Consider the following 25,352-nt stretch of genomic DNA (forward strand, 5'->3'; position numbering starts at 1 on the left):
ACTAATTAAAATTATCCTTTTCTAAAAAATGTGACTACTCTTTTCGAGTTAATTCTGGTGTAGAAAATAGAACTATTAAATAATGGAACAAAGAAGTAAAAAAATCAAAAAGGAGTTAATAACCCTCATAACGAGTTTTGCAATTACTATAGTGATTGCTCTAATAGTAACAATGTTTTATTAATAAGCCAACTAATATTTAATATCAAATAAATTAAAATGAAGTATTGTATTAAAATTTTATTGATCCTACTGATTCAATCTAAAGTGATGGCAGAGGTCTATTATGTGAGTTATTCCGATGGGAATGATAAAAACAATGGATTGTCTGTAGATCAACCTTTTAAAACATTAGAGAAAGTAAATAACTTAAAGCTATCTCCTGGCGATCAAGTTCTTTTTAAATCCAATAATGTTTGGGAAGGTCAGTTGGAATTAACTCAACTTATGGGGTTGATCACTCAACCAATTATCATCAGTAAATATGGGAAAGGAGAGAGACCATTGATTAATGGAAAAGGGGAAAAAAAGTATACCGTTTTGCTTCAAAACTCAGAATTTGTGACGGTTAAGAACTTGGTGATATCAAATACTGGAAAGAAAAGAGAGGCAAGACGTGTTGGTGTTTTAGTGGAAGCAATAGATTATGGAGAGAGTCATGGCTTACATTTGGATAGCCTCAAAATTCAAAATGTGAATGGGAGTTTAGTAAAAAGAGAAGGTGGTGGAAGTGGTATTTTCTGGAAAAATCACGGTAAAGTAAAGCGTTCTAGATTTGTGGACTTGAAGATCACAAATTGTCATATTTATAATTGTGGAAGAAATGCTATAACAAGTTCTGGTTATGCTGGTAGGTCTAACTGGTACCCTAGCTTAGGAGTGATTATCCGTAATAATTTAATAGAAAAAGTACCAGGTGATGGTATTGTTCCGATTGCTACAGATGGATGTATAATAGAGTACAATGTCATGAGAGATTGTCCTGATATTTTATCACATGAAGAGGCTGCAGCTGGCATCTGGCCTTGGAGTACAGACAATACTTTGATCCAATATAATGAGGTATCAGACCACAAAGCAAAATGGGATGGTCAGGGTTTTGATTCAGATTATAACTCCCGAAATACGATTATTCAATATAACTACAGTCATGATAATTATGGTGGATTCTTATTGGTATGTAATAAAGGCCACGATTTAGGTGGAGATTATAACATAGGAACTGAAAACACCATAGTGAGGTATAACTTGAGTGTGAATGATGGTGTTCGACCTTATCAAACGGAGAGAATGGGGTGGTTTTCACCTGTTATCCATATTACTGGCCCTGTAAGTGATACCAAATTTTATGGAAATGTGATCGTCAAAGAAAAAGTAGCAAATGAAAAGAGCAATCACTTCTTTTATATGGACAATTGGGGTGGACCTTGGCCAATAAATACTCAATTCTTCAATAATGTATTTTACACGACTAACGCCACAAAAGTAAAATACGGAAAGGATATCAATACTTTTTTCAATAATAACTTCTTGTATGGTATTGAAGATCCAGACCTTCAAAAAAGAAATGATTTAATCATCGATGAGAATGTATCCTATATTCTTGATAAAATTTCATCTGATGAGGATAGCAATAAATTTAAAAGGGCGAAAGAAATAATTATTCATTTAAATCAGCCTTATATCAATAATTAAAAAAATAGAAATGTGTGTTTGAATAATAGTCATGGAATTATTAAAGCCATAGAGACGGTTTTCATGGTAATTAAAATAGTGCATGTAAGGACATTGCATTGCAGTGTCCTTACATATTTTTACGTAACGTTAAGTCTCTAGTATTACTTCGCAAAATTAACTACAACTTATCTTTAATGTACTCTAGATTATGGGTAGATGTGGAACAACATTATTAATGTTTCATGTTTACCCACTTTTTCTTCTAAAACTGCGAAAACAACCTCTAATAAGGGTTTTTTGAATAAATTGCACCTTCATTTAGAGAAATATGCCCCATGAATAAGTGACAAACGGCCTACCTTTACATTACTTTCAAAGCTAGTTTAGAAGTACTCAAGTACTATAGTGAAAGTTAGTAAGGTTAATAGAGCAGGGGTGAGTTAAAGAACGGAGTGTAATAAAAAAGTGTGACGAAACAATTTCTTTACTCATCCCCTATTATTATTGAAATGAATATTACTTATTATCTACTTCTTGTTATGAAAAATATCTTCTTCTATCTCTTTATTTTGACACTCACTAACTGTTCAAAGCCCCTAAAGGAACAAGTGAACCATGATAATGGTTTCCATAAATTAGATGGAGCTGACACTGGAATCAATTTTGAAAATAATCTTTCAGAAAGTGATAGTTTGAACTATTTCACTTACCCTTATTTATATATGGGAGGAGGCGTAGCCATTTTTGATTGTAACAATGATGGATTGGAAGACCTTTTTTTGACGGCCAATCAAGTAGAGAATAGGCTTTATTTAAACAAAGGGGAATTAAAATTTGAAGATATTACTTCATCTTCTCAAACAGGTGGGAATATCCAAAAATGGTACAACGGAGTCTCTATTATTGACATTAATAATGATGGTTTTCAAGATATTTATGTAAGTGTTTCAGGTTTAGGAGAAGATCGTAAGAACGAGTTATATATCAATAACGGAGACCTGACTTTTACGGAAAAAGCGGAGCAGTATGGTATAGCAGATAATGGAGATAGCTATCAAGGTTACTTTTTTGATTATGATTTAGATGGAGACCTTGACTTATTAGTGATTAATTATCCTCCAACAGATTTTGATAGATCTCCTGGTTACTATCGTTATAAGATGGATAAGCCAAAACTAGAGGAGTCCAATCATTTTTTCAAAAATGAAAATGGTAAATATGTTGATATCACTGAAGAGTCTGGGTTACTTAATTTTGATTTGACCATCAGTGCAGCCCTTGGAGATTTTAATAATGACGGTTATATAGACATCTATTTGTCCAATGATTTTGCTTCACCTGATTATTTATTTTTAAATCAAAAAGGCGAAAAGTTTATTGATGTACTGAATCAAAGCGTCCAACATACTTCTTTTTATAGTATGGGGTCAGATGTAGTGGACATTAATAACGATGGTTACCTTGACCTAATTCAACTTGATATGAGTCCTGCAGATAACTATCGTTCTAAAGCTAATATGGCAAGTATGAATATTCCACTGTTTTGGGATATCGTAAAGAAAGGGCTTCATTATCAATATATGCACAATGCACTCCAGTTGAACGCTGGAATCAAAGAGGATATTCCAATGTTTAGTGAAGTGTCTCATCTTGCCAATATTCATTCCACAGATTGGAGTTGGGCTTCCTTGTCTTTTGATTATAATAATGATGGATGGAGTGACTTTTTTATTTCGAATGGTGTTCGTAAAGACATCAATAACAGAGATTTTTTTAATGAAGTTCGAAAGTCATTTGCGTATAGTTCTCCCCACCAGAAATTTGAGTATACTAAAAATATGCCTTCTGAGGCGATTCAAAACTATTTATATACGAATCTAGGAAATCTTGATTTTGAAAACAGCAGTGATGAAGCAGGACTCACAGATTTAACCTTTTCCAATGGAGCAAGTTATGGAGACTTGGACAATGATGGAGATTTGGATTTGGTGATCAATAATATTGATAGTCCTACTTTGGTATATGAAAACAAAACCAAGAACCCTTATTTAGAACTAAAACTAAAAAACCATCATGGCATTGGCACCAAGGTGACTTTATATCAAAATGGTAAAAAGCAATATAAAGAACATTACTTGGCAAGAGGCTATTTGTCATCTGTTACTTCTACTTTACATTTTGGGTTGCATCAAGAGGAGACAATAGATAGTGTTGTGATCGAATGGGAAAAAGGCGTTTTTTCTAAATTGACAGATTTAGCCCCAAATCAACTCTTGTCAGTAGATTACAAATCTATTTCTCCTTACAACTCCAAAAATAATGTTTCAAAACAATCATTACTTCAAGAGAAAAACGTATCAGAAATAGGGATCAATTACACTCATATTGAAAACAAATTTGATGATTATTCTAAACAGATTTTACTCCCTCATAAAATGTCTCAATTCGGACCAGCAGCAACAGTTGCTGATTTTAATAATGATGGATTAGACGACATTTATATAGGAGGAGCACATGGTCAAAGCTCATCTTTGTTTTTACAAAAAAATAATGGACTTTTTACGGAAATTTCCAATACGATCTTCCAACAACATCAACATTTTGAAGATGTTTCTTCCATTGCTTTTGATGTGGATAATGACGGAGATCTAGACCTTTTAGTTTTAAGTGGAGGAAATGAATTTGAAGAAAATTCAGAGAATTATCTAGATCGTTTATATCTCAATAACGGGCAAGGAGAGTTTGACTATGATGTTAATCTCTTACCAAGCCATAAAATGAGTGGTGGGATTGTAAAGACTTATGATTATAACAAAGATGGATATACCGATATTTTAATAGGCAATCGTCATCGACCACATCAGTACCCACTTCCTGCTTCTAGTTTGATTTACAAAAATGCAGGCGGAAAATTTATTGATGTTACTCATGAAGTAGCTCCCGATTTAAGAGAAATCGGAATGGTAACGGATGCAGAATGGGTAGATATTAATGAAGATGGGTTGGAAGATTTTATAGTGGTAGGAGAATGGATGGAACCAAAGGTTTTTACTCAAAATGCACGTCAACAATTTGAGCTTACAGAAGGATCAATAGTTGGTTTTGAAGAGATGGCAGGATGGTGGTATTCCATAGAAAAAGTGGATATTGATAATGATGGCGATATGGATTTACTTTTAGGAAATTTGGGCGAAAATTATAAATATAAAGCATCAAATGAGCAACCTTTCAAAGTATTCACAAAAGATTTTGATCAATCAGGTTCACAAGATATTGTGTTGTCCTATTCTCAGGATGGAGATTATTATCCAGTTAGAGGAAAACAATGTTCATCTCAGCAATTACCGGCACTCAAGAAGAAATTTGAGACCTATGATCAATTTGCCAAAAGTGATTTGGAAGAAATTTATAAAGATTTTGATATCGATAATTCATTAGAATACAAAGCCACTACTTTTGCTTCTATACTAATGAAAAATGAGGGAGGAAAGTTTGTTAAATCCAAGTTGCCGAATTATTGTCAAATATCATCCATTAATGATTATTGTGTGATTGATATTAATAATGACGAAAAACAAGACATCATTTATGCAGGTAATATGCTCAATGCAGAAGTGGAAACGACACGAAATGATGCAAGTTATGGAGGTGTTTTATTAGGGAATTCAGAAGGTACATTAGAGTGTTTATATCCTTATGAGTCAGGTCTTTTTGCAAATGGTGAAGTAAAGCAAATATTGCCACTGACTATACAAAATGAGTTACATCTTTTGATCATGAGAAACAATAATACTCCGATACTTTATTTAGTGGGAAAGGAAGAAATTATATAGAAATGTTAATTTAAAGGGTAGGACAACCTAATTGTTCCAAGCAACCATAATTGAAATTAAACTACTAATTTTAAGAACTCATCATCATTCTACTTATGAAATTCTATTCTATATTAATCTCTTTTTTACTTCTAAGTTGCACTAACCTTCAAGATCAGAAGCATGCAAGTACGAGCAATGGGCTGATTTATGAAAGTAGCCCTTATCTGTTACAACATGCACACAACCCCGTGAATTGGCAACCTTGGAAAGACAGTGTGTTAGAACAAGCGGAACAACAAGATAAACTCTTGATTATTAGTATTGGTTACGCTGCTTGCCATTGGTGTCATGTAATGGAACAAGAGTCGTTCGAAGATTCATTAGTAGCAGTTAAAATGAACGATTCATATTTCTCAATAAAGGTAGATCGTGAGGAACGACCTGATATTGATCAAGTGTATATGAATGCCGCACAGTTATTAAATGGTGAAGGGGGCTGGCCTTTAAATATCATTGCATTGCCGGATGGTAAACCCGTTTTTGCAGGTACTTATTTTCCAAAAGAGAAATGGATAAAAGTAATTGAATATTTCTCAGAATTGTACGAAAAAGAACCTCAAAGACTAATAACTCAAGCCGAGAAAATCACACAAGGCATTAATGAAATCGAGCAACCGACTTTCAATAGTGAAAAGGTAATTTTCAATGATTCTCTATTAGCAGATATTAACACTAGGGTATTGAGCCAGATAGATATTATCAATGGAGGTAAAAAAGGCCAACAAAAATTCCCAATGCCCTCACTTTTTGAATATTTACTTACCCAAGATTTCTATCAACCAGATTCCAAGCTTGAAACTTTGATGAAGACGACTCTAGAAGCTATGGCCATAGGAGGAATTTATGATCACTTGGGAGGAGGATTCTCGAGGTATTCTGTAGATGAAAGATGGGAAGTGCCTCATTTTGAAAAAATGTTGTATGACAATGCACAGCTGATTAGTCTTTACAGTCATGCTTATCAGAAATACCATGACCCACTTTATAAAGAGGTTGTCAAAGAAACGATAGCGTTTTGTAATCAAGAACTAAGAGATGAGAGTGGAGCTTATTATTCTTCGATTGATGCAGATAGTGAAGGAGTAGAGGGGAAATATTATGTATGGTCAGAGCATGAAATTGATAGTTTACTTGGTGAGGAAGCCCTATTTTTCAAATCAATGTATGGTATTCATAATGAAGGAAACTTTGAAGGGAAATATGTACTCAACAAAAAAATGACTGCAGAGGAGGTCGCAGAGCTATATCAAAAAGAGCTTCATCTAGTCAAAAGATCGATTACCATCTCAGAGCAATTGCTAAGAGTACATCGAAATAAACGAGTAAAACCAAAAGTAGATGATAAGTCACTTACCTCTTGGAATGCTTTAATGATGATAGGATTGTTAGATGCGTATGCTACGCTTGGAGATTCAACCTATTTAGATGATGCAATTAAAACAGCAAACTATATTCAAAGACATCAAATAAAATCAGAAGGTGAAATACAGAGGAATTTTAAAGATGGAAAATCTTCTATCCATGGTTTTTTAGATGATTATGCTTTTACTGCGTTAGCTTTTATCAAACTTTATGAAAACACTTTTGATGAGTTCTGGCTTTATAAAGCAAACGCAATTAAAGAGTATGTCAATTTACATTTCAGGGATAAAAATTCTCAAATGTATTATTACACTTCTGATCAGAATCAAGAATTGATTGTAAGAAAAATGGACTTGTCAGATAATGTCATTCCATCCTCAAATTCGGCGATGGCTAATGTACTATTGCTATTAGGTCAATACCTCTATTTAGATGAAGATGTACTTCAAGCCAAACAGATGATTGCCAATAGTAAAAACGATTTTAGTGCTTACCCTGCCTTTTACAGTAATTGGCTTAGACTTTATAGTTTGATAGGGCATACTCAATATGAAGTTGCAATTGTTGGTCCAAAGGCAGAAGAAAAAAGGGTAGAAATTGCAAAGCATTATTTACCGAATAAGATTTTACTTGGAGGGAAAGATGAAGGATCATTGAAGTTATTAAAAGGGAAATCTATGGAAGATAGAACCTATATCTTCATTTGTAAGGATAAATCATGTCGTTTGCCATTAACAAGTACTTTTGAAACTTTAAAACAATTGAAATTATAAGTTGTAGGACAAAAAGTAAAGTCAAAATAACCTTAGCCTTTCTATTTTTAGTTATGTAGAGTTTTTTAATATTGAATTGCAAAATATATATTCTATTCTTAGCTAAAATAAATTAAGAAGATAATATGGTGAATTAAGTTTGATTTTAAATTCAGATCAAAACTTAAGTAATGACAAATAATACCCCTGCATTTGAAAGATGTGCCCCTAATTAAGGGTGTTTTTCTCGATAACTTTGAGATAAATAATTTTCAAATGACTATGAAATGGAGTAAAATGATTTTTTTAAAGAACTACATTTATATCACTTTTGCATTTGTGGTAGTTGGACTTGATGCTTATTCACAAGATAAAACTGATGAAAATACGAACCTTTTTAGAATAGCAAATGATGTGGTAGAACAGACTACTTTAACGCTACCATTAAGTGACTCAAATCCTCAACCAAGCCGTTACAATGCATGGATGTATCAAAATTATATGCTTATTGAAGCTATGGATGCACTCTATGAAGCAACAAAAAATGAGAAGTATAAAGAGTATGCCAATTTAAATATCGACTATTTTGCCACTTACCAAGCATCCTTCGGTGATGTGATGACCAATACACCGTCAGGTAAACAAAAATGGTATTCACAACCCACTGAAATGTGGCAGTGTGGAATGATTGCCAAATATCCAGAACGTCAAATTGATAAACCTAATCAAGAATTTGAAAGAGGAATGGAAATATTTGATTCACTGCTTAATAATGTTCCAAGTTTTGATGATGGTACACTAGTGAGAGTGAAAAAACCAAATCTAGGTTTAGGTTTACAAATTGATGATTTATACATGATTGCTCCTTATTGGTGTAGAAAGGCAGTACTAACGAATAAGGTTGAATGGTTAGATCGTGCCATAGAAGAGTCATTGCATTATTATGATTATTTATGGAATGAAGAATCTGAATTGATGAAATGCCTTTGGTTGCAAAATACGGGTTCAGTTTACGGTCACTACTGGGGCCGAGGTAATGGCTGGTATATTCTGGCGATTACAGATTTATTAGAATTCATACCTGAAGACCACCCTAAAAAGGCATTAATAATGGCAGACTATACCCATTTTATGAAAGGAATTATAAAATACCAAGATAAGGATGGGTTATGGCATCAATTACTGGATCATCCTGAAAGCTTTTCTGAATCTTCTTGTTCAGGCATGTTTACCTACTGTATTTTAAAAGGTGTGAATGAAGGTTGGCTTGATCCTGAATTTATGCAATATGGAATAAAAGGATGGCAAGGATTACAGTCTAAAGTAAATTCAGATTTCCAAATTACTGATGTTTGTCCTCCAACAGGTATGAGTGACGATGTCGATTATTACCTTAAACGAGAGCGTATTGTACATGATCAACATGCTATAGGTCCTTATATATTAGCAGGGGCAGAATATTTAAAGGCTACAAAACATCAGTAGAAATAAAAAGTAGATTGAAAACAAGTTTTCTTGATCATCACCAAAATATAAAAAAATGGACTTCCGTAAATTTATGAGTGGCATTTTTGCCATGTTCATTATAGTTGGTATTTTTTCTTTTACAAAAAGAGCGTTCAATGAGAATACTATTCTTTTTAAAATTGCAAATGATGTTATAAAACATACTGCTTTAGAGGAACCAAAGAGTACAAGCACCGCAAAGCTGAGCCGTTATAATGCATGGATGTATCAAAACTTTCTTTTGATGGAAGGTATGGATGCACTTTATGAAGTGACCAAAAAGAAAAAGTATAAAGAATACTCTAATCAAAACATAGATTTTTTTGCTAATTATCAGGCTAAATTTGGAGATGTAATGACCAATACTCCTTCAGGCAAGAATAAATGGTATTCACAACCCACTGAGATGTGGCAATGTGGTATGATTGCCAAATATGCCGAACGCCAATTGGACAATCCAAATCCTGAGTTTGAGAAAGGGATGACAACTTTTGATAATCTACTGAGTAATGCTCCAAGTTTCAAAGACGGTACATTGGTCAGAAAAAAAGACCGTAACCTTGGACTAGGATTACAGATTGATGATCTGTACATGATTACACCTTATTGGTGTCGAAAAGCAAAACTTACAGGAGATGATATATGGCTAAACCGTGCTATTGACGAATCATTGCATTACCATGACTATTTGTGGAATAACGAAACCCAACTAATGAAATGTCTTTGGTTACAAGACAGAGGAGGTACTTATGGTCATTACTGGGGACGTGGAAACGGCTGGTACATTATGGCATTGACAGATTTAATAGAATTTATTCCTATTGATCATCCTAAGAGAAAATTAATATTGGAGAATTACACAAGCTTTATCAAAGGAATTATTAAATACCAAGATGAAGATGGTTTATGGCATCAGTTATTAGATCATCCAGATAGTTTTTCTGAGTCTTCATGTTCAGGCATGTTTACGTATTGTATTTTAAAAGGTGTGAATGAAGGGTGGCTTGATCTTGAATTAAAAAGTTATGGAATAAATGGTTGGAAAGGGTTATTGACTAAAGTGAATTCTGATTTCCAAATTACAGATGTTTGTCCTCCTACTGATATGAGCGAAGATGTAGACTATTATTTAAAACGTGAACATGTTTTACATGATCAACATGCTATTGGTCCTTTTATATTGGCAGGTGCAGCGTATTTAAAAGCTATTGATCTGTAATTTTTCATTCATATTAATATATATAGTTGACTAACGACTCAGCTTCGTTTTGAATTTCCCTGAAAAATGTAATTAATGTTTTCAGGGATTTTTTATGTGCAACAATACTTTGATATACGTAATAAAACTACCCCAAATATTTTTCGATGGAATTATTAAATTGCTATATTAGCAATATAGTTAATTTCGTCCATGATGAATGAGTGTGACTTCTTACTATTTGTGACTTTATTATTTTGTGTGTAAGTATCAGTTATTTGTAATTGAGCAAAAAAGTAGAGCACTTTTGTGATCATGATAATACAAGATTATGCTATAATGTTTTAAAAACTATAGAACTATTGAAATGAAAAAATATCAACTGATAATTTTTATGATTTTGGGCACATTACTTTTAACCTCCGCCCGATTTACAAATGGAAAAGAAAAGAAGCCTAATGTAATTATTATTTATACGGATCAACAGCGATATAATACTATTCAAGCATTAGGAAATCAGTTCATCAAAACACCAAATTTAAACAAGTTGATGCAGGACGGAATTGCTTTTAAAAATTCATTCGTCACCGCACCCGTTTGTACTTCGTCGAGAAGCAGTTTGCATTCTGGAATGTATGTATCAAGTCATAAAACTTATTCTAATCATCACGGTGGAGGAAGACCTCAAACAAATTTGCCATTAGAATTAAAGAAAAATGGGTATCAAACTGCTGTCATTGGTAAAAATCATTCCTTCTTGAACAAACAGGATATTGATGTATTTATTCATACACCACGCTTCAAATCAAAACCGGAAGACAAGCGTTCGGCAATTAAAGCTATGCCATGGGAAGTAGAGGAGGACCCGATGTTTAAGTTAACAGATAGTGCCATCAATTTATTAAAAGAGAATGATGATCCTCAATTCATTTGGTTGTCTTATCTGTATCCACATTCTCCATTTATGTTACCAGAACCTTATTTTTCAATGTATGATACTATTGATATTCCAAAACCAGTAGTGGAAGCCAATGGGTTGAAAGAGGCCAATAAACCTTTCAGACAGCAAATTCATCAGAAAAATAATGATTTACTTTTACCATATGACTTGAAAACAACAATGCGGATGAAGCGTAATTATTATGGTATGATCTCAATGATTGATGCTGAAATAGGTCGTTTAATCTCTTTTTTGAAGAAAGAGAATTTATATGATAATACCATCATCATTTTTACTTCTGATCATGGTGATTATATGGGTGATCATGGATTATACACAAAAAGCCCTGCAATGTATGACTGTCTCGTTAGAGTACCATTGATTATCACTTATCCCCAAAAAGTTGGCGGAAATATCATTTCATCAGAATTGATTTCAAACATTGATCTTATGCCCACAATTTTAGACTTTGTGGATATAGATATTCCATCACAAGTGGAAGGTATAAGCTTTGTAGATTATTTAACCGATGGGAGTGAGAAGCATTTAAGAAAAAATGTAATTGCTGAATATGGCCTTCCCGGTAATAGTATTCATTCATTTGAAGAATTAGAAGCACAAGTACCGAGTTTTCCTGAAAGACCATTCCAATTCTCCAAAGGAGTTCCATGGGAAGCTAATCCAGTTGCTTTAGCAGGGCGTTTTCGTATGCTAAGAACAGAAAATTGGAAACTTGTTTATGATAATGACAAGAATTCAGAATTATATGATTTAGAAAACGACCCTAATGAACTTCATAATTTATATTTTGATGAGAGTTATTCAAGGATTAAAAATAGGCTTATCAAAGCGTTGAAAAAAGAAATGAAAAAGTATAACCTTGATCAATCAGATGCTCTACCAATTTCAACGGAGAATATTGAGAGGTATAATGAGTACATTAGTAAAGATTTGAATGTGATGAAAATGTATTAATCATAGTGTTCATCCCATCAAATATTTGTCATTAAGATCGATAACCATTTTTAAAGTGATATTTTATGTTTTTAGACTGAAATTTCACTTTTTTTATTTTGTAAAGCAGATGGGCTACACTGTAAACTCCAAGTCTTTTTTACAGAGACTCCTGCTATTACACCTCAGTCATTGTAGTGATAGTTGATAACTGAATTCAACATAATTATTTTATTCTTTTTCCAACCCTCTGCCATGACTGATTTTCTTTGATATCATAATACTGATAAGTTGCTTAGAACTTCTTTCCGATTTATAGAGTTTCCCGTATTGGATAAGGCAGATTAGTAGAGGTATGAAGAAGATCTGAAATTTTTAAGCGATTATTTAAATATGGCTGTTTAAAAAAGGAAGAAATAAAGGAGAATGAAAAAACGATTGAAACTGCCTCTAACCTCTTAAAACTAGGTTTAGAAGTAGAGCAAATATCAAGAGTAACAGGTTTAAGTATTGACGATGTTGAAAAACTAAATAAAAATGATCTAAGCTAGATATTATTTTTCCCTTTCATTAGGGAGACTTTTAAAACTTAAAAAAGAAAGGAAAAAGGCAGTACTTAAACCACACTTTTCCTTTCCTAAAAACTAAAGTTTAAAAAACTTTCTCATACAAGTCTCTTTTAGCATTTTGAGCTTTTTCTTCATCCAACTCAAAAATTTCAAAAACATTATTTTGAATACTTTTGGCCATATCTCCTGTTGGTAAATTATTACAATCCAGACCAAAAGGGTCTTCAATTTCTTCACCCATGAGTTCAATTCCAATAAAGGCGAACATTACCAGCATCACTACCGGAATAGCAAAATACCCCATTTGAGGAGTAAGTGCGATGGGTAAAAGTAAACCATAAGTAGTAATGAAAATTTTCATAAATACGGCATAAGAAAACGGAATAGGGGTTTTCTTAATTCTCTCACAAGCTCCAATTATATCCAAAAGTGATTTATGTAAGGGACCATAATTGATCAAGTCAGGATCGGTGATATTACCTTTTCTGTGTTCTTGAACCATGGCACTGTAAATCTCTTGTGTAATTGCATTGGGTACATGACCTCTTTGGTCGTATTTTTTTCGATCCTCTTCCGTCAAATGGATTAAGATTTTAAGGTCTGTTCCTTCTCTCAAATGCTCTACCATAGCATGGCAAAAATTACTGATTCGGACCGCTAGATAAAAGCGTAGAACGTGGTTCTCCTTTGGAAGAATAGTATGAGCATATACTGCGAGATTTCTTGTATTATTGATTAATGCTCCCCATTGTTTTCTACCTTCCCACCATCGGTCATAGGCACTGTTGGTCCTAAAAACCAATAGAATACTGAGGACAATCCCCAACAAGGAAAAGGCAGAACCAATGACACTTTGATCTTTTTCTGGGAAAAACTTAAAATGGAGTAGCCATATTGTAGTGGTATATACCCCAAAAAATAGGACCGCTCTCATTACTTTCACCATGGTCCAGCTTGTTGCAAGATGTTTGATATCTCCAAACCAATTGTCATTCGCTTTGTATATGATCATAGCTTAATACTCACTTAGATATTTGTGTACAAGAGAAATACTCATTGCTCCTTCGCCAACCGCGGAAGCGACTCTATTCATGGCTCCTGATCGTACATCACCTGCAGCAAAAATTCCAGGTACTGAAGTTTCTAACAAGAATGGATCTCGATCTTCTTTCCAGTATTTTTTGAAATCCAACCCGTTCAAATCTCTACCTGTAATGACAAATCCTTTTTCATCTTTGTTGACGTTCTCAGGTAGCCAATCCGTGTAGGGCTTTGCTCCAATGAAGATAAAAACGGCTCTAGCATCATAGGTTTCTTGCTCTTTGGATTTCATATTTTCTATCACCAAAGATTCTAATTTATCTTCCCCGATGCCCTTTACAATTTGAGTGAAAGGTTTGAGGTCAATATTTGGTGTGGCTGCTATTTGATCAATCAAGTATTGTGACATGGTAGAGGAAAGGTCTTCTCTACGAATCAGAATGCTGACCTGTTTCGAAAATTGAGACAGATACATGGCACCTTGGCCTGCTGAATTTCCTCCTCCTACTACAAAAACATGACTGTCTTTACAAGCATTGGCTTCAGTCGTAGCAGCACCATAATATACTCCGGCTCCTGTCAATTCTGGAAGTCCTTCTGTCATTAATTTTCTATAATCAACACCCGTTGTTAATACAACGCTTTTGGTTTTTACTGTTTCCCCACTATCTAAAGTCAGCACCTTATATTTGTCTACAAACTCGATCTTATGAACTGACTTTGGGTTGAGGAATTCAATACCAAAACGGGTAGCTTGGGTGATGGCTCTTCTTGCTAAATCTTGCCCACTCAATCCTTTTGGAAAGCCTAGATAATTCTCAATACGAGAACTTGTACCGGCCTGTCCTCCAGGAGCCTTTTTCTCTATTAAAAGCGTTTTCAATCCTTCAGAACCACCATATACAGCGGCGGCTAATCCGGCAGGACCCGCACCAATAATGACCACATCATATACTTCTTCTTTGGCTTTTTCATGAAAACCTAGATTGGAGGCAAGTTGAGTAGGGGCAGGCTGACGGATGATATTACCATCTTCCATTACCACCACTGGAAGGTCAACGGAAGTAAGATTGTTATTAGCCACTAATTGTTGCGCTTCTTCATCTTTGGTGACGTCTAGCCATTGATAAGGAATAAGATTGGCGGCTAAGAAATCTTTAATGTCATGCGATAATTTTGAAAAAGGATAGCCCATCACTCGAATGCCTTTGAAAGTAGGTTGGAACTTGGCGTGCCATTCCGACAAAATATCGTCAATTACTGGATAGAGTTTTTCCTCCGGCGGATCCCAAGGTTTCAATAAATAATAATCTATTTGAGCGGCATTAATGGATTTAATGGCTGCATCAGTATCGCTATAAGCAGTGAGTAGTACTCTGCCTGCGTTGGGATAAACGGCTTTTACTTTTTCTAAGAAATCAACCCCTTGCATTTCGGGCATTCTTTGATCACTTAAAAAAAGGGCTATTTCATCTCCTTTGTTACGAAGTTCAGTTACTAAATCTAAGGCCTCGTTTGCAGAGTCGGTCGCTAATATTTTGTATTCTTTTTTGTATTGATTTCTCATATCCCTCTTCACGGCTTGAAGCACTTGAGGGTCGTCATCTACAAGTAATAGTATCGGTTTCTTATCCATTATCTATTCTATATTATTATTAATAGGAAGTGTAATTCTAAATTCAGTGTTGCCGGGTTGGCTTGTGACCTTGATAGTACCTTCGTGTTTATCAATGATTTTCTTGGTGATGTCTAAGCCAAGACCTGTACCTTTTCCAATGCCTTTTGTGGTGAAAAAGGGCTCAAAAATTCTACTCCTGATTTCTTCCGGAATACCTTTTCCCGTATCAGAGAGGTAGATTTTTACATTTTCATCATCAAATGAAGTGCGTACACTTATGGTGCCTTTGTCTTCTAAAGCGTCAATGCCGTTGGCTAAAATATTCATCCAAACCTGATTTAATTCGCCTGGCATACCATCTATTTCAGGGAGGTTAGGATCCAATTTCATATCTAACTGATGCCCTTGTTTCTGGATTTTATGTTCTAAAAGTTTGACGGTGGATTGAAGTCCTTCGTGAACATTCATTTTCTGCATATCCTGACTTCTATCCATATAAGAGAAGGATTTGATAGAAGTGATCAATGATGAAATTCTTTCAGACGCCTCGCTGATGTCCTGTACCATTTTTTCTGTAATCAGCTGACTGCCTACCCATTCTAAAGTGGCGGAGAAATTTTGATCTCCCAATTCATCATACATTTCTTCAAGGTCTTCTTCTTGAATTTGAAAGTCGACCAAAGCCCCCACAATATCATCTACATCTTCCATTCCTTTCTCTTCTAGGAAATCCGTAAGGTCATCTTCCAAATTACTTTTTTCCATTAAAGACATTGCTGTTTTAGGAGCGTTTAGTTTTTGATGTAGAAAAGAATTGACATGATCAATTTCATCTTCGTTGACGTTCATAGACATGACGGCTTTGAACCTTTCAGGTACGGAAGAAAGATGTTTTTTCAGTTCTTTACCACTTCGAGCCATAGCACTGGCAGGGTTATTCAACTCATGTGCTAAACCTGCACTCATTTTACCCAATGCCATCAATTTTTCGTTTTGGGTTTGCACTTTCGCAAACTCTCTTACTCTTGTGGTCATCGTATGTACAAGGCATTCTGTCAATTCGTAATTGTGACGAATCATATCCCCTAACAAGTCTCTGTGCAGACGAAAAATAGTACTTTCCCCACATGAATGACAGAGCATTCCAAATTCCTTAATTCTTGAAAAAGGGAGGACACCGGAAACGGTATTCACACCAAATGAATCCACATACTTTTTCCCTTTATCATTAAAAATATAAGTTCTGAATTCACCCTCCAATACTACAAATAGGTATTCAGCAGGATCGCCAGGATGAAACATCGCTTCTTTATTTTGGAACGTTTTGAGTTCTCCATGTTCCACTAACCATTGAAGCTGATCTTCAGGTACGTGTTCAAAAGTGGGGACTTCTTTTAATTTATGAATAGACATAGTTTTTGTTATATCGTACGTTTGGTTTGAAGTGTATTGAGTTATGTCTAATGAAGATAATTGAAATTTTACGAATTATAAATTTAGACCACTGTAAACTCTATTTACATTAACCCTAGTTAAGGTTTGAGCTTACTTTCTATGTTCTACTTCCAAACTTCCTTCTTCTTCATTTTTTCCATTGCTGAAAAAACGAAGCAAAAAAATCTAGGCTTAGAAGTCAAAAGCTAAATTTCATTCCTTTCGCCTCAATGATTTTAAACTCGCTGCGCTCAAACAACAAAATCATTTTTAACGGCTCAATGTATGAAATTTTTCACGCTTTTCCCTTCAAGGCCGGGTTTAGAACTACTAAACTGAAAGAGTAGAAATACCACTGGCACAAATGTTAAGCGATAGCGACATTTGTGTTATAAAGATCTACAGAAATCTCCTGATTTCTATAACTATAAAGTTTCGAAAAGAAGTTTACAATATAATTTGAAGTGTTTCTGAAGTAAAAAAATAACCCACATGTTGAGTGTGGGTTATTGTTACAGAGTGGCTTCTTTGATGATAGTATAGCCTATGTTTTATTTAAATGATCGATGATTTCTATTGCACATCCAATTTATAATCGTGAGCACCTGGAGCATAGTTACTGCGATGAACTTCTGTTCCTATGGCTTTCATGTTTTTACCATAGTTGTCACCACCCCAGTTGATTTCTGCACGCCCATCACCAATCACAATATCAATCAGTTTCTTTTGCATTTGCTTTGCAATTTTTTGATACTTTTTATCAAAAGCAAGGTTGTTTGTCTCGTCAGGATCAACGCTTGTATGATAAAGTGCAGGGTCTAATTCTTTGTAGGAAGCCGTGGTAGCCCATTCCATATCAACACCTCTTTTTGAATGCGGTCTTGTTTTTACAGAGAAGATATAGTCTTTGGTACGGATATAAGCTCTAGGACCAATAGCATGATGACTTTCGCCGATTACATAATCACGAACAGGTGCTTCACCGGAAGCGATTTGCTGTAAATCCAATCCATCCAAATAATGGAATTCCTCATCTTTTACATTACCACCACCAGCAGTGATTAATGTAGGAGCAATGTCTACAAACTCAGTAAAATCAGTGACTACTTTTCCTTTTGGAAACTTCTTTTTGTCTGATGATACAACAATAATAGGATTGTGGGCATCCATTTCCCAAGGCGTATTTTTGGCAATTGATCCATGCTCATTCAGTTTCCAACCGTGATCACCACATACAAATAAGATCAACCAAGGACGATCGTGTTTTTCACTGTACTCGACAAATGCCTTTGTTGCTTTACCAATTAGTTCATCACCATAGGCACAAAAAGCATAGTAATCTTGAATCATTTTCTGTTTTTCCTCATCAGTAAAATCGTCTGAATAGCTTTTATTGACTCTTTTCTTGAAGGCTTTTGCTAACTTTCTGTATTCCTCATCAGTAAGTTCAGGTACTTTATAGGTGTGCTTTTGGAAACGCTCTCTAAACTCAACAGGAGGTAAAACAGGTGTATGCGGAAAATCATAACCAAGGTTACAGAAAATAGGTTTTGAAGTATCTGCACCATCAAAGGTTTTACTACCTACTGAGAAAGTTTTATCTTCATTTTTTAAGAAATCAATAAACGCTGTAGTGTAGAGACCATCACGAGTTTTCCCTGCTGGTTGAGGGCTAACTCCTGCTAAAATTCCTTTACTAAATACAGTTTCAGGTTGTCCCATTTTATTATTGTGCTTATACATTAAATCAAATTTATCATAAGCCTCTTGTGCCATCCCTGCGAACTGAGGATTCTCTTCTTCTAATTGCTTAGAGATATAATAGATTTTCCCATTTTCATCTCTCAAGTAGGCCACTTGCTTTACAGGGTTTTTCAATTTTTGACCCTCTACTTCCGTTAGTTTATAGATTTTGCCCCATTCAGAAAGTCTTTCATCTGAAAAAAGCCTTGCATCAACATCCGTTTCATAGAGATTCTGTTTTAATGCCTTACCATTTTTTAGCTTTCTTACACGCACGCCCAATTTGCCGGTATGCATAGTTTGATACCCTAGCTTCGCCATAGTTTCAGGTAATAACGGGTAAGAGTTGTCAGTACTTTTATTGAAGTACTCAAATTGATAAATACCCGAACGGAAGGGATAACGCCCCAAGTGCATGGATGCTCTTGAAGGGGCACAACCTTGTGCTTGACAGTAAGTATTAATATAAGTCACACCCATTTTAGCGAGTTTGTCTACATTGGGTGACTCTACATAGCCTAGCTTACTGTTTTTTTGTCCATGAATGATTTTGTTGAATGAGCTGATTGCATCATAGCGTTGATCATCCGTTATTATCCACAAAATGTTAGGTTGCTTTTGTGCAAGGATCGTTTTAGTAGTTGAAAAGAAGGCCATTAAGACCAAAATTGAGATTTTGATATTATTCATTTCTTCATCTAGATTAATGATATCACTTTTTAGATAATGTCACATCAAAAAGTGATTGGTATAAGTAGTCAAAAGTTCAGTATCTATATTTTTAAGTAAATACTGAACTTATTAGAATACAACCTAGAAAAAGAAAAGAGAAGTGATGGGGTGACAATGACATTTTCAATAGTCTTGCTTAAAATTCCCCCTATTTTTATAGTATACCTCAACCTAGGGTGAGGTACTCTCATGTTTTTCCTTACACCTTAATTTTATTTTGTAAACTAAATTTCCTTTAACTATTAATCTATTTTTCTACCAGATTTAATAGGGCCTACTTTCAAGTTTCTTTCTCCTTGCTTTTTGTCTTGAAACAAAAAGAAGCAAAAAATTCAAGGCTAAGAAGTCAAAAGCTAAATTTAATTTCCTTCACCTAAATGATTTTAAACTCGCTGCACTCAAACAGGAAAATCATTTTTACGGTTCAGTCCATGAAATTCTTCACGCTTTTCCCTTCTAGGCCGATGGAAGAACTACAAAATGAGAGCATTTGTAATACTAATTTGAAGTGTGAACAACAATAAAATTAAGGCATAGGAAAATTTTTAAAATTCTATTTTTTCACAATGCTCACTCTGACAGATTTACTGATAGGAGTATTGCTTATTGTCGCAAACTGATCATTTGGAATTAAAACATTGGCTTCTGGAAAGTAGGAAGCAAGGTTTCCTTGGGGAATTTCATAAGGAACAATAATGAAGTTTTCGGCTTTACGTTCCACACCATTATAATCACTTTTTAAGTCTACGATCTCGTTAGCCTTTAATCTTAAGTCTTCGATATCTTTTGGATTGATTAAAACCACTCTTCTTTCGTTGAAAATTCCTCTATAGCGATCATCAAGACCGTAGATGGTTGTGTTGTATTGATCATGAGAACGAATGGTCATCATCAAAAATTCTCCTTCCTTTAAATCGTGATCAGGCAGTTGATTGATCGAAAATTTAGCGACTCCGCCTGGTAATTTAGAGAAGTCTCCTCTTCGAGTATGATTCGGTAAATCAAAACCTGATTTTTTACTTCTTTCGGTATAATCTTTAAAACCATCAAACACTTCTGAGATCTTGCTTCTAGTAAAATCATAATCTGTTCCAAGGCGATTCCAAGGAATAGAAAAATCTTCTTTAAAATAGCTTTTGGCTATTCTACTGACAATCTCAGGTTCACTCATCAAGTGCTCCGATGCAGGAGCAATTCTACCGACAGAGCGATGCACTCTTCCCATACTATTTTCAACTGTCACAAATCTTGACTTTCCATCAGATGCATCTTTTTCCGTTCTACCCAATGTAGGAAGGATTAAAGCTGTTTTACCAGTGACAAGATGTGTACGATTGAGTTTTGTACTGACGGAAACAGTTAAATCACAATTCTGAAGTGCTTTAGCGGTATAATTAGTATCAGAGGCGGCAGAAAGGAAATTACCCCCCAACGCCATAAAAACTTTCGCTTTTCCTTCATACATTGCTTTGATACAATGTACAACATCCAACCCTTCTAAAGTAGGAGGTTTAAAGTGGAAAGTTCTTTCAAAAGCAGCATTAAGTTTTGGAGAAACGTGATGTGTAATGCCTACAGTACGGTCTCCTTGCACATTACTATGCCCTCTTACCGGACAAGTTCCTCCACCTTGAACTCCAATACTCCCTTTCAGCAATAACAAATTGACGCACTCACGAATATTATCTACACCGTTTTTGTGTTGCGTCAAACCCATTGCCCAACAAATAATAACTTTTTTCTTTTGTGCTAATAACGTGACAATTGGTTCAACTTCTCCAACCTTTAAACCTGTCTTTTCTATTAATTCAGCTTTGGTATATTGACTTAAATCTTTGAAAAGATTTTCAGTGCCATTAGTGTTTTCTCGAATGAAATCCCAATCAATTACATTTCCCTCTTCTTGTTCTATTTCGATTAATCGTTTCATGATGTACTTTAGAAGAGCCACATCTTGATTAATCTTAATTTGGAGGTAGAAGTCTGAAATAGCGGCTCCATTTCCAACTACTCCTTTTACTTCTTGAGGATTTTTAAAACGAACTAATGCGGCTTCTTTTAATGGATTTACACTCACTACTTTTCCACCTTTTTGTCTACATTTCTCCAAAGCATTTAACATTCTAGGGTGATTAGTTCCGGGATTCTGACCCATCACCATAACGACATCTGCGTATTGAAAGTCTTCTAAAGTAACACTTCCTTTACCGATCCCAAGCGTTTGAAAAAGTCCGGCTCCACTTGATTCATGACACATATTTGAGCAATCGGGCATGTTGTTCGTACCCAATTTTCTTGCAAATAAACCATATAAGAAAGCAGCTTCATTACTAGATCTTCCCGAAGTATAAAATATTGCTTGATTGGGGTTGTCGAGTAATTGCAGATGTTGACCAATAATTTCGAATGCTTCCTCCCATGCAATTGGCGTGTAGTGTGTATCACCTTCTCTCAGAATCATGGGATGTGTGACTCTACCACTTTTTCCTATTTTGAAATCAGACCATTGACTCATTTCTTTGACCGAATACTTTTCAAAGAAAGTAGGTGTTACTCTTTTATTGGTAGCTTCTTCCGCTATGGCTTTTACGCCATTTTCACAAAATTCTCCTAAGTTCGATCGGTGGTCAGGATCAGGCCAAGCACAACCTGGACAGTCTATGCCTTCCTTTTGATTTAGCTTGGATAAGGTGGCAATTGATTTGGCTAATCCCATCTCTCTCATAGCATGTTCCAATGCAATTTTCACGGCAGGTACACCTGCAGCATATTGAGGAGGAGCCGTTAATCGTAAGCCCGTAAATTCGATAGGACCTATTGCTTCCGCTACGGTTTGGAGTTCGTTATTTTTGGTTTCCATTTGAGTGTCGTGAGTGTAATCTATAGTGTTTGAAAAAGTCCATGAAGGGTTCCATGGACTTTTTGCTTAGTAATAATTCAATATATATATAAAAGTAGAAAGTGGCTATTTATTGACTGTTTTTTCAATCTTATCGAAGAACAATAAAGTGTCTTCTAAATGCTCATACCAATATTCCCATTGATGCCCACCTTCAAACTCCTCATATACATGCTCAATATTATTTTCATTGAGTTGTTGATGTAAAACACGGTTGAAAGTGATCAATTCATCTGTATTGCCACAATCAAAACGGAAAGGAGGTAAAGTTTCTTTATGCTGAAGAACGGCAGTTAGTACATCTTCATCTTCACGGCTATCCTGAGCATAACTATCTAGTTTTTCTTCAACAAATAATTCCATTTGTTGGATTTCTGTAATAGAACTATGTCCACTCACCCCGTCATAAAGGTGCCCATATTTAGCACCAATTCTTAATGCTCCAAAACCACCCATAGAGAGTCCTGAAATAAATAAAGTAGAGGCTTCACTGGTTTGTGGAATATTTTCTCTGACTGCTTGTGGTACATCTTCAGCAATCCACTTTTCAAAACTGTAGCCGTGATGATCGTTATAAGCAGATCCGTCCCCCCACAATCCATCGGAAGGCATTGCTAGAATCACCGGTTTTATTTTCCCTTCTTTGATTAACCGGTTAGCTGTAACATGAGCACCACCCATCATTGCCCAAATCCATGCACTTCCGTATACCCCATGAAGAAGAGTGACAATCGGAAGGTCTTTGTGATCCCCTTCAGGAACAAAAACACATATATCACCTCTACCTTTGAGGTTGTCCGTTTTAACAGTGATAAAACGAAGTCCATCCATTTCAAACTTTGGATTGGACAATTCTGTAGTTCTAAATTTTGATTTACTCATGATCGAAAATGATTACACCTTTAGCATTTCTACCCTTTAACATATCATCAAAAGCTTGTTCTAAACTTTCCAATGGATAAGTTCTTGTCACCATTTCATCCAACATTAAGTCTCCTTTTTTATAAAGATTAACCAATTTAGGGAAATCTACCTCAGGTCGGCATTTTCCATAAAGAGGGTTGATATAGATTTTATCCCATTCAAATAGACTCATGTCAATCAAAACTTCTTGTTCAATTCCACTCACCTGAACAGCGGTTCCTGCATTACGGACCATCGCTAAAGGTGCAGCTCCTAAAGCCGGAATGGCAGTACATTCAAAAGCATAATCAGCTCCTTTTCCTCCGTTCATTTCTTTCACTTTTTGAGCGGCTTTTAATAATCCTTTATCGTCTTTATCCGCTAAAATAGTATGTGTAGCACCAAACTGAATTGCCATACGTAAACGTTCTGTGTTGATGTCGATGGCAATGATTTTTTCAGCACCAGAGAGTTTTGCTCCTTGGATCGCATTGAGGCCAACACCTCCTGTTCCTAAAACTACAGCCGTATCACCCGCAGAAATATCAGTAGCATTCACAACAGATCCATATCCTGTCATTACTCCACAACTGATCAAACTTGCAGAAGCCATTGGTATATCTTTATCCACTTTTACACAAGCAGATTCTTTTACTAATGCATATTCTGAAAATGTGCCAAGGTTAAAAGACCTTTCGATAGGTTTTCCATTCCAAAGACTGCCTTCTAAGTGAGAGTGACCAGGGGTATGTCCATTTCCTCCAGCGACAACAGGTGAGTTGGTGTCGCAAATATGTTGATTACCATCTTGGCATTGATCGCATTTCATACATGGAGTTGCCCAGTTTAAAATAACCGAGTCGCCTTCTTGAAGTTTCGTTACATTTGGGCCTGTTTTTACAACTACCCCTGCACCTTCATGCCCCAAAACGATGTCTTTTCCCCAGTGTAAAGAGTCATGATCTGTATGACACAAAGAGGCTGCCAATATTTTAATGATTACTTCATCATCAATTGGATCACCTATTTCAATATTCTCGATCGTAAACGTTCCTTGTCCATGACCGATAGCGGCCTTACATTGTATTCCCATAGTGTAAAAAAGTTTGTGAGTTGAGATAACTTGTGTTGTCGAAAGCAAATCTCTTTTGTTTTAGATGGAATCTTATTCTCTATTTTGATTAAAAAGTTATCTATTTTGTATTTTATATGTCTAATGTGTTATTTTGAGGATTAAAATACATCACTTTTTGATCTATGAAAACATTTTTTGAGAAGGTCGTCACCCAAGACACTTCCAATATCAGAGCCTTTAAATATTCTAATAAAGCCTTTAATACACCTTGGCATGTTCATCCTGAATATGAGCTTACTTTTATTTTAAATAGTGTAGGGAACCGCTATGTGGGGAATAATATTTCAGATTATCAACCGGGGGAATTGGTCTTACTTGGGCCCAACTTACCACACTGTTGGAAAAATGATTTAGAAAGTGAGGATCGAGCAGAATCTTTAGTATTACAATGGTCAAAGGAGGTGATTGCACCCTTGATGGGATTTGATGAAATAAAATCGGTTTTTAATAAAGTAGAAAGAGGCATTATTTTTCATCAACCAGAAAGTATTGATGTGGAGACCAAAATGAATAAAATTATCGCTTCTAAAGGGATTGAACGATATCTTCATTTTGTCAATTTATTAAAGGAAATGGTAAAGTTGGATCAGCGTCAATATTTGGCAGGGGCTTCTTACGCTTATGATGAATCGAGTGCCACCAATGATAGAATCGAGAAAGTGCAGAATTTTATTTCAGATCATTATGATCGAAAAATTAAGCTCTCCGAAATCGCCCAAGAACTCAATATGACAGAACAGTCTTTTTCAAGGTTTTTTAGTAAAGCAATGCAGCGTCCTTTCTTTGTTTTTCTCAACGAATATAGAATTAATAGAGTCAGTAGACTCTTATTGGAAACGGATATGCAAGTGGCGGAAATAGGGTATAGATGTGGTTACGAAAGCCTTCCATTTTTTTATCAGCAATTCAAAAAATTCAAGAATTATAGTCCTTTGGAATTTCGGAAATTGTATAAGAAAATATAAATATTGATAGAGTTAAGAAATAGTAATTAGGACGTTTTTATCGTTAAAA

The 25,352-nt window shown here is 35.1% G+C and carries 14 protein-coding genes; 7 read left to right on the plus strand and 7 right to left on the minus strand.

Features of this window, described 5'->3' with window-relative positions:
• The first annotated feature begins 219 nt into the window (after positions 1-219).
• From IC221_RS10055 to IC221_RS10080, 6 genes are all read left to right on the plus strand, one after another.
• The gene (locus IC221_RS10055; RefSeq protein WP_188168848.1) at positions 220-1,695 is read left to right on the plus strand and encodes a right-handed parallel beta-helix repeat-containing protein; all 1,476 of its coding nucleotides are present in this window, start codon (positions 220-222) and stop codon (positions 1,693-1,695) included.
• 521 nt (positions 1,696-2,216) lie between these two features.
• The gene (locus IC221_RS10060; protein ID WP_188168849.1) at positions 2,217-5,510 is read left to right on the plus strand and encodes a VCBS repeat-containing protein; all 3,294 of its coding nucleotides are present in this window, start codon (positions 2,217-2,219) and stop codon (positions 5,508-5,510) included.
• Between the two features lie 95 nt (positions 5,511-5,605).
• Positions 5,606-7,687: a thioredoxin domain-containing protein gene (locus tag IC221_RS10065; protein WP_188168850.1), complete on the plus strand. Its 2,082-nt coding sequence runs from the start codon at positions 5,606-5,608 to the stop codon at positions 7,685-7,687.
• A gap of 276 nt (positions 7,688-7,963) precedes the next feature.
• Positions 7,964-9,151: a glycoside hydrolase family 105 protein gene (locus tag IC221_RS10070; RefSeq protein WP_188168851.1), complete on the plus strand. Its 1,188-nt coding sequence runs from the start codon at positions 7,964-7,966 to the stop codon at positions 9,149-9,151.
• Positions 9,152-9,206: 55 nt separating this feature from the next.
• A complete protein-coding gene (locus IC221_RS10075; protein ID WP_188168852.1) occupies positions 9,207-10,391 on the plus strand; it encodes a glycoside hydrolase family 105 protein in 1,185 nt (394 codons plus the stop codon).
• A gap of 346 nt (positions 10,392-10,737) precedes the next feature.
• Positions 10,738-12,285, plus strand: a complete 1,548-nt coding sequence (locus IC221_RS10080; RefSeq protein WP_188168853.1) for a sulfatase — start codon at positions 10,738-10,740, stop codon at positions 12,283-12,285.
• Positions 12,286-12,915: 630 nt separating this feature from the next.
• On the opposite strand, the gene IC221_RS10085 is transcribed toward IC221_RS10080, so the two are convergent.
• The 7 genes from IC221_RS10085 to IC221_RS10115 all read right to left on the minus strand — a co-directional run bounded on the left by IC221_RS10085 (position 12,916) and on the right by IC221_RS10115 (position 24,296).
• Positions 12,916-13,845, minus strand: a complete 930-nt coding sequence (locus IC221_RS10085; protein ID WP_188168854.1) for a bestrophin family protein — start codon at positions 13,843-13,845, stop codon at positions 12,916-12,918.
• A gap of 3 nt (positions 13,846-13,848) precedes the next feature.
• A complete protein-coding gene (locus IC221_RS10090) occupies positions 13,849-15,510 on the minus strand; it encodes a response regulator (protein ID WP_188168855.1) in 1,662 nt (553 codons plus the stop codon).
• Between the two features lie 3 nt (positions 15,511-15,513).
• On the minus strand, positions 15,514-16,905 hold the full coding sequence (locus tag IC221_RS10095; protein ID WP_188168856.1) for an ATP-binding protein: 1,392 nt from the start codon (positions 16,903-16,905) through the stop codon (positions 15,514-15,516).
• A 594-nt stretch (positions 16,906-17,499) separates the two neighbouring features.
• Positions 17,500-19,359 (minus strand): sulfatase-like hydrolase/transferase, encoded by a 1,860-nt coding sequence (locus IC221_RS10100; protein WP_188168857.1) that lies wholly within the window; start codon positions 19,357-19,359, stop codon positions 17,500-17,502.
• A 595-nt stretch (positions 19,360-19,954) separates the two neighbouring features.
• The gene (locus tag IC221_RS10105) at positions 19,955-22,261 is read right to left on the minus strand and encodes an FdhF/YdeP family oxidoreductase (RefSeq protein WP_188168858.1); all 2,307 of its coding nucleotides are present in this window, start codon (positions 22,259-22,261) and stop codon (positions 19,955-19,957) included.
• Between the two features lie 105 nt (positions 22,262-22,366).
• A complete protein-coding gene (locus IC221_RS10110; protein ID WP_188168859.1) occupies positions 22,367-23,182 on the minus strand; it encodes an alpha/beta hydrolase family protein in 816 nt (271 codons plus the stop codon).
• Positions 23,175-24,296 carry a Zn-dependent alcohol dehydrogenase gene (locus IC221_RS10115; protein ID WP_188168860.1) on the minus strand — a complete coding sequence of 374 codons (1,122 nt, stop codon included), beginning with the start codon at positions 24,294-24,296 and terminating at the stop codon, positions 23,175-23,177. The genes IC221_RS10110 and IC221_RS10115 overlap by 8 nt, the downstream gene beginning before the upstream one ends.
• Before the next feature lie 164 nt (positions 24,297-24,460).
• Between IC221_RS10115 and IC221_RS10120 the strand changes: the two genes are divergently transcribed.
• Positions 24,461-25,303, plus strand: coding sequence for an AraC family transcriptional regulator (locus IC221_RS10120; protein WP_188168861.1), 843 nt, complete (start codon positions 24,461-24,463; stop codon positions 25,301-25,303).
• Positions 25,304-25,352: the final 49 nt, after the last annotated feature.

The organism is Flammeovirga sp. EKP202, from assembly GCF_014534745.1.
Classification (GTDB): Bacteria; Bacteroidota; Bacteroidia; order Cytophagales; family Flammeovirgaceae; genus Flammeovirga.

Excerpts from the sequence above, each read along its gene's own strand:
- IC221_RS10055 (WP_188168848.1), top strand. The coding sequence starts at position 220 with ATGAAGTATTGTATTAAAATTTTATTGATCCTACTGATTCAATCTAAA.
- IC221_RS10060 (WP_188168849.1), top strand. The coding sequence starts at position 2,217 with ATGAAAAATATCTTCTTCTATCTCTTTATTTTGACACTCACTAACTGT.
- IC221_RS10065 (WP_188168850.1), top strand. The coding sequence starts at position 5,606 with ATGAAATTCTATTCTATATTAATCTCTTTTTTACTTCTAAGTTGCACT.
- IC221_RS10070 (WP_188168851.1), top strand. The coding sequence starts at position 7,964 with ATGATTTTTTTAAAGAACTACATTTATATCACTTTTGCATTTGTGGTA.
- IC221_RS10075 (WP_188168852.1), top strand. The coding sequence starts at position 9,207 with ATGGACTTCCGTAAATTTATGAGTGGCATTTTTGCCATGTTCATTATA.
- IC221_RS10080 (WP_188168853.1), top strand. The coding sequence starts at position 10,738 with ATGAAAAAATATCAACTGATAATTTTTATGATTTTGGGCACATTACTT.
- IC221_RS10085 (WP_188168854.1), bottom strand. The coding sequence starts at position 13,845 with ATGATCATATACAAAGCGAATGACAATTGGTTTGGAGATATCAAACAT.
- IC221_RS10090 (WP_188168855.1), bottom strand. The coding sequence starts at position 15,510 with ATGGATAAGAAACCGATACTATTACTTGTAGATGACGACCCTCAAGTG.
- IC221_RS10095 (WP_188168856.1), bottom strand. The coding sequence starts at position 16,905 with ATGTCTATTCATAAATTAAAAGAAGTCCCCACTTTTGAACACGTACCT.
- IC221_RS10100 (WP_188168857.1), bottom strand. The coding sequence starts at position 19,359 with ATGAATAATATCAAAATCTCAATTTTGGTCTTAATGGCCTTCTTTTCA.
- IC221_RS10105 (WP_188168858.1), bottom strand. The coding sequence starts at position 22,261 with ATGGAAACCAAAAATAACGAACTCCAAACCGTAGCGGAAGCAATAGGT.
- IC221_RS10110 (WP_188168859.1), bottom strand. The coding sequence starts at position 23,182 with ATGAGTAAATCAAAATTTAGAACTACAGAATTGTCCAATCCAAAGTTT.
- IC221_RS10115 (WP_188168860.1), bottom strand. The coding sequence starts at position 24,296 with ATGGGAATACAATGTAAGGCCGCTATCGGTCATGGACAAGGAACGTTT.
- IC221_RS10120 (WP_188168861.1), top strand. The coding sequence starts at position 24,461 with ATGAAAACATTTTTTGAGAAGGTCGTCACCCAAGACACTTCCAATATC.